Origin of the sequence: Marivita sp. (assembly GCF_965656765.1) — a bacterium.
GTDB lineage: Bacteria > Pseudomonadota > Alphaproteobacteria > Rhodobacterales > Rhodobacteraceae > Marivita.
The window spans coordinates 1-5,724 of the sequence record NZ_CBFHLV010000047.1 but is presented as its reverse complement, the minus strand read 5'-3'; the positions used below and the strand labels follow the sequence as shown (position 1 = coordinate 5,724).

General features: G+C 55.2%; 5 protein-coding genes and 1 pseudogene. 3 read left to right on the top strand and 3 right to left on the bottom strand.

Annotation, left to right across the window (positions count from 1 at the left end):
* Positions 1–2,324 (top strand): ATP-dependent chaperone ClpB (gene clpB, locus ACTG4M_RS12490; protein ID WP_439123996.1); only part of this gene is annotated, 2,324 nt, incomplete at its 5' end.
* Positions 2,325–2,528: 204 nt separating this feature from the next.
* Entirely contained in the window at positions 2,529–3,191 is a 663-nt protein-coding gene (locus ACTG4M_RS12485; RefSeq protein WP_439123995.1) for an MT-A70 family methyltransferase, read from the top strand.
* On the opposite strand, the gene ACTG4M_RS12480 is transcribed toward ACTG4M_RS12485, so the two are convergent.
* The 3 genes from ACTG4M_RS12480 to ACTG4M_RS12470 form a co-directional block, all read right to left on the bottom strand.
* A complete protein-coding gene (locus ACTG4M_RS12480; protein ID WP_439123994.1) occupies positions 3,192–3,926 on the bottom strand; it encodes a BglII/BstYI family type II restriction endonuclease in 735 nt (244 codons plus the stop codon).
* Positions 3,927–4,052: 126 nt separating this feature from the next.
* Entirely contained in the window at positions 4,053–4,538 is a 486-nt protein-coding gene (locus ACTG4M_RS12475) for a fasciclin domain-containing protein (protein WP_439123993.1), read from the bottom strand.
* A 182-nt stretch (positions 4,539–4,720) separates the two neighbouring features.
* Entirely contained in the window at positions 4,721–5,167 is a 447-nt protein-coding gene (locus ACTG4M_RS12470) for a DUF302 domain-containing protein (RefSeq protein ID WP_439123992.1), read from the bottom strand.
* A gap of 100 nt (positions 5,168–5,267) precedes the next feature.
* Between ACTG4M_RS12470 and ACTG4M_RS12465 the strand changes: the two are divergent.
* Positions 5,268–5,724: pseudogene (locus ACTG4M_RS12465) on the top strand (FMN-binding glutamate synthase family protein); the annotation flags it as partial.

The following is a 5,724-nucleotide window of genomic DNA, read 5'->3' as shown; positions in this document are numbered from 1 at the left end:
CCAAAAAGGCCGGTGACAGCTTTGTTCCGGTCGAGCGTATGCTTATGGCCTTGGCGATGGTGAAAAGCCCTGCGAAAGAGGCGCTGGAAGCGGGTGCGGTGAACGCACAAGCTCTGAACTCAGCCATCAACGATATTCGCAAGGGTCGTACAGCAGACAGTGCAAGTGCCGAGGGCCAGTACGAGGCATTGAAGAAATACACACTCGACCTGACTGAGCGCGCACGTGAGGGCAAAATCGATCCAATCATCGGACGGGATGACGAAATCCGTCGCGCGATGCAGGTTCTGTCGCGTCGGACTAAGAACAACCCTGTTTTGATCGGTGAGCCGGGCGTTGGGAAAACTGCGATTGCCGAAGGCTTGGCATTGCGGATCGTAAACGGTGACGTGCCAGAATCGCTTCGCAACAAACGTCTTCTTTCGCTTGACATGGGCGCACTGATTGCCGGGGCAAAATATCGTGGAGAGTTTGAGGAGCGCTTGAAGGGCATCCTGTCCGAAGTCACCACGGCGGCGGGTGAGATCATCCTGTTCATTGATGAAATGCACACGCTGGTTGGTGCCGGTAAGGCAGATGGCGCGATGGATGCGTCCAACTTGCTCAAGCCAGCTTTGGCGCGGGGCGAATTGCACTGCGTGGGTGCAACCACGCTTGATGAGTACCGCAAGCACGTCGAAAAAGACGCGGCGCTTGCGCGGCGTTTCCAGCCTGTAGTGGTGCAAGAGCCGACAGTTGAAGATACGATCAGTATTCTGCGCGGGATCAAGGAGAAGTACGAACTTCACCACGGTGTTCGGATTTCGGACAGCGCCTTGGTGTCGGCGGCGACGCTTTCTCATCGCTATATCACGGACCGTTTCCTGCCGGACAAAGCCATCGACCTGATGGACGAAGCGGCGGCGCGGTTGCGGATGGAAGTGGATAGCAAACCCGAAGAACTGGATAATCTGGATCGCGATATCCTGCAGAAACAGATCGAAGCAGAAGCACTGCGGCTTGAAGATGATCAAGCGTCGAAAGATCGGCTCGAAAAGCTGGAAAAGGATTTGTCCGAACTTCAACAGCGATCTGCCGAGATGACAGCCAAGTGGCAGGCAGAGCGCGACAAGCTGGCCGGCGCACGTGAAATCAAGGAGCAGCTTGATAAGGCGCGGGCCGAGCTTGAGATTGCCAAGCGCGAAGGCAACCTCGCCAAGGCTGGCGAGCTGTCTTACGGCGTTATCCCACAGCTTGAAAAGCATTTGGCGGAGGCGGAAAGCAACGACGACGATGTCATGGTCGAAGAGGCTGTGCGCCCCGAACAGATCGCGGGTGTTGTCGAACGCTGGACGGGTATCCCGACGTCCAAGATGTTGGAAGGTGAGCGGGACAAGCTGCTCCGTATGGAGGACGGATTGCACAAGCGGGTCATCGGTCAGGACCAGGCGGTCAAGGCGGTTGCGAACGCGGTGCGTCGTGCGCGGGCTGGTCTGAATGATGAGAACCGTCCGCTTGGGTCGTTCCTATTCCTCGGGCCGACTGGCGTGGGTAAGACCGAGCTGACCAAGGCGGTGGCCGAGTTCCTGTTCGACGATGACAACGCAATGGTGCGGATTGACATGTCGGAATTCATGGAAAAACACGCGGTGGCCCGTCTGATCGGCGCGCCTCCGGGATATGTTGGCTACGATGAAGGTGGCGTTCTTACCGAAGCGGTGCGGCGTAGACCTTATCAGGTGGTGCTGTTCGACGAGGTCGAAAAGGCGCATCCGGATGTGTTCAACGTGTTGTTGCAGGTGTTGGACGATGGTGTGCTGACCGATGGTCAGGGTCGCACTGTCGATTTTAAGCAAACGCTGATCATTCTGACGTCCAACCTTGGATCACAGGCTTTGTCGCAACTGCCAGATGGGGCCGACCCCAGCCAAGCAAAGCGCGATGTGATGGACGCGGTGCGGGCGCATTTCCGGCCTGAGTTCCTGAACCGTTTGGATGAGACAGTCATCTTTGACCGGCTTAAGCGCGAGGATATGCACGGGATCGTGGATATTCAGATGGCCCGGTTGTTGCGGCGTCTTGCAGCCCGGAAGATCGAGCTTGAACTTGATGACGGCGCGCGGAAATGGCTGGCTGACGAAGGCTATGACCCGGTGTTTGGTGCGCGGCCTTTGAAGCGGGTGATCCAACGCGCATTGCAGGATCCGTTGGCTGAGATGTTGTTGGCCGGCGATATCGCAGATGGTGATCTGGTGCCCGTGACGGCGGGCACTGACGGGTTGATCATTGGTGATCGTATTGCCGCCTCGAACCGGCCGCGCCCAGATGATGCCGTCGTACACTGAGCGTTTAGGTCCATCGGACGAATGAAAAGGCGGGAGATCACTTCCGCCTTTTTGTATTTTGTTAGGCCAAAAATCAGCGGGTTTAAGGCCTTAGAAGTGCATTAAGGTCAGGGCGGTAAGAAGACTGCCGCTATAGGTGATCTTTGTTTGCCCGATACAAAATATTGATTTAGACAGGTATGAACCCACAATCAGAGGTGAGTCATGACTGCTGCGGACGATCTGCGCAATTTCCTGGGCGACGACCGTTTTGCCACCGTCATGGCAGACCCGCCGTGGCGGTTTCAGAACCGGACGGGCAAGGTTGCGCCCGAGCATAAACGTCTGGCCCGTTATCCCACGATGGAGCTTGACGAAATTTGTGCGCTTCCCGTGGCAGAGCATCTTGAAGATCGCGCGCATTGTTATCTTTGGGTGCCCAACGCGCTTTTGCCGGATGGGCTTCAGGTGCTGAACGCATGGGGTTTTGAATACAAGTCGAACATCATTTGGGAAAAGATCCGCAAAGATGGTGGGCCTGATGGCCGTGGCGTTGGGTTCTATTTTCGCAACGTGACCGAAATTTTGCTATTTGGCGTTCGGGGCAAAGACGTGCGCACTCTTGGACCCGGTCGGTCGCAGGTCAACTATATCGAAGCGGAAGAACCGAATGGGGACGTGCTCAAGACGCGCAAGCGTGAACATAGCCGCAAACCGGATGAGCAGTACAAAATCATCGAAGGCTGTTCGTGGGGTCCGTACCTCGAATTATTTGGTCGGGGTGTGCGAGATGGTTGGACCGTTTGGGGTAACCAAGCCAGCGACGATTACAAACCGACGTGGAAGACTTACAAACACAACTCATCGGTTGGCACCGCCGCCGAGTGACTATTCCTCAACGATCGTGGCGGGAAGTCCGATTAATAGAAGAGGACAGGGGTTACCGACGCCACGGTCGATGCGATCTTTTAGCTTTTGCCAATGGGTTGTGGCGGCGCCGAACTTGTCGCTCACGAATTGCTTTGAGAACGCCTCGGCAAACGGCATGTCCTGATCGACCAGCTTTTGCACCTTGTCGCGCTGTCGACGCGTGCGGTCTTTCATGCCGAACGACTCGACCATCTCGGCCTCATCAAGGAACCCATGCTTTTCAATGCATCGTCTGATGATGGCATGCACGTTGTGCTGCAGGCTTGCACCTCGTGTGATCAGTACCCCGACCGAAATTGCGGATTGCGCGTGCAGGCGTTGAAAGTTCTCTAAATCCCGGTCGAAGAAGGGATCCTTGTTGTTCCATTCAATCTCGAGCGCGACTTTGCCAAGCTCGGTGCTGCGCACGTGGTCGATCTCGTGACTGTTCGATACAGTTTCGCGGCCATCCACAATCAATTTGAAATCGAATGTGTGTTTGGGCCAATCTGCCTCGTATAGCCGCTTGCGAAGTCGTTGGGTCGATTGCGCTTCGCCACCGCCGGATCCGATAAGTTCTTCTGCGGGAATTGATAGGTCAAGCAAAGCGGATTGGAGTTCGCCTGCGATCTTTGGGAAGTCGATGGATAGAATGGCACCCGCGTGGTTGCGAGTCTCAATATCAAACCCTTTGGTGCATAAGCTGTCGAACATGCGCAGAGCCTAGATTAAAGGCGCATAAGCTCAAGATACATTCGCTTTCCCAGACCGGTGATGGTGGTTGGAATACGAAAAGGGCGGCCAGATGACCGCCCTTTTTTGCGAACCCAACGTCAGGGTTTAACCTTCCGGCAAGATCACCGTGTCGATCACGTGAATAACACCGTTCGACGTTTCGATATCAGCGGTTGTCACTGTTGCGTTTTCGACCATCACGCCATCGTCCAGGTCGATCGTGACGGATGACCCCTGCACGGTTTCTGCTTCCATGTCGTCCATCAGATCGGTCGACATGACTTTACCCGGTACAACGTGATACGTCAGGATTGCGACGAGCTGATCCTTATTCTCTGGCATCAACAGCGTTTCCACGGTGCCTTCCGGCAGAGCGGCGAACGCTTCATCTGTGGGAGCGAACACCGTGAATGGGCCTTCGCCTTTCAGAGTGTCAACCAAGCCAGCCGCCTGGACAGCAGCGACGAGTGTTTCAAATGACCCCGCGTCGACGGCGGTGTCTACGATATCTTTTGAATGGCCTGCTGCAAATGCAGTACCTGCCAGCAAAGACGCAGCAGCGGTGAGGGCGATTGTTGTCTTACGAAACATGTGTGTCGTCCTTTTTAAAGCGTTGCGATGTGTCCTTCACATCTGATCCTTTAACGCACGCCGGACGACATTGGATGCGCGGGGATTCTTGCTTATGACGCTTGACGAAAGGAGAGGCGCGCCTAAGCCGCAAACCTTTGCTTCTTCAAGTGAAATTCTTGTGATCTGGCGTCATCGTTTCGTCAGTTATCAAGCCCGATCGCTGCTTTTGCGATGCCATCCAAAAGCGCCTCGACCTGCTTCATCGGGCCGTCCGGAAAAGTCCGAAACCCGATTGTGGTGGTGTCGGGCGTGTCGGGCCGCACCATCACGAAGATGTCGTAGGGGCAGAATACGATGTTCATCGGATCAGCTTCCATCACCTCGCGCGAAATCTTGGCAGAACAGAAGCTGTAGACATCGGCCGCGGTAAACAGCGTGATATCTGACCCAAGGTCGGCCCGTGTTCGTTCTAGCATCTCACCGGTGTGGCTGATGTGGTCAATCACAAGCCCTGCATCCAGAATAGCACTCTCTAATCCGAAGGTGACATCATCAAAGGATTGGTCGGTGTCATACGTGATCATGTCCGCAGCCGAGACGGAGGATGCCGCGATTGTCAGGGCCAGAGAGGCGAGCAGGCGTTTCATGGAGTTTCCTTTTATGGCAAGCAGTGCCTTAGGGTGCAGGCGTCAACGCAGTCTAGTCTGATCCAGCAGTCAGATGCAATGAATTGAATGTGAGGTCGTTATGGGTGTCGCGATGTATGCGCTGCAATTTCTTGCTGTGCTTTTGGTCGGTGTGATCGGCGTACTGTTGTTGGTAGCGCTTGTTTTGGGGATCATTGATCGTGTCCAGACAAGTGATGCAATTCGGCGCAACTATCCAGTGCTGGGACGCTTCCGGGGCTTGTTCTCAACGCTGGGTGAGTTCTTTCGACAGTATTTCTTTGCGATGGACCGCGAAGAATTGCCCTTCAACCGGGCGCAGCGGGAATGGGTAAAACGTTCGGCCGAGGGGCATGGCAATACGGTGGCGTTTGGATCGACGCGGAACACCGGTCTTGTTGGAACACCGATTTTCGTCAACGCGCCATTCCCTCCGGTGGACAATCAGTTTGCCAGTTCGGAACCCAAGATCATCGGACCCGGTGCTCGAATCCCCTTTACAGCGACGTCGTTCTTCAACCTGTCCGGCATGAGCTATG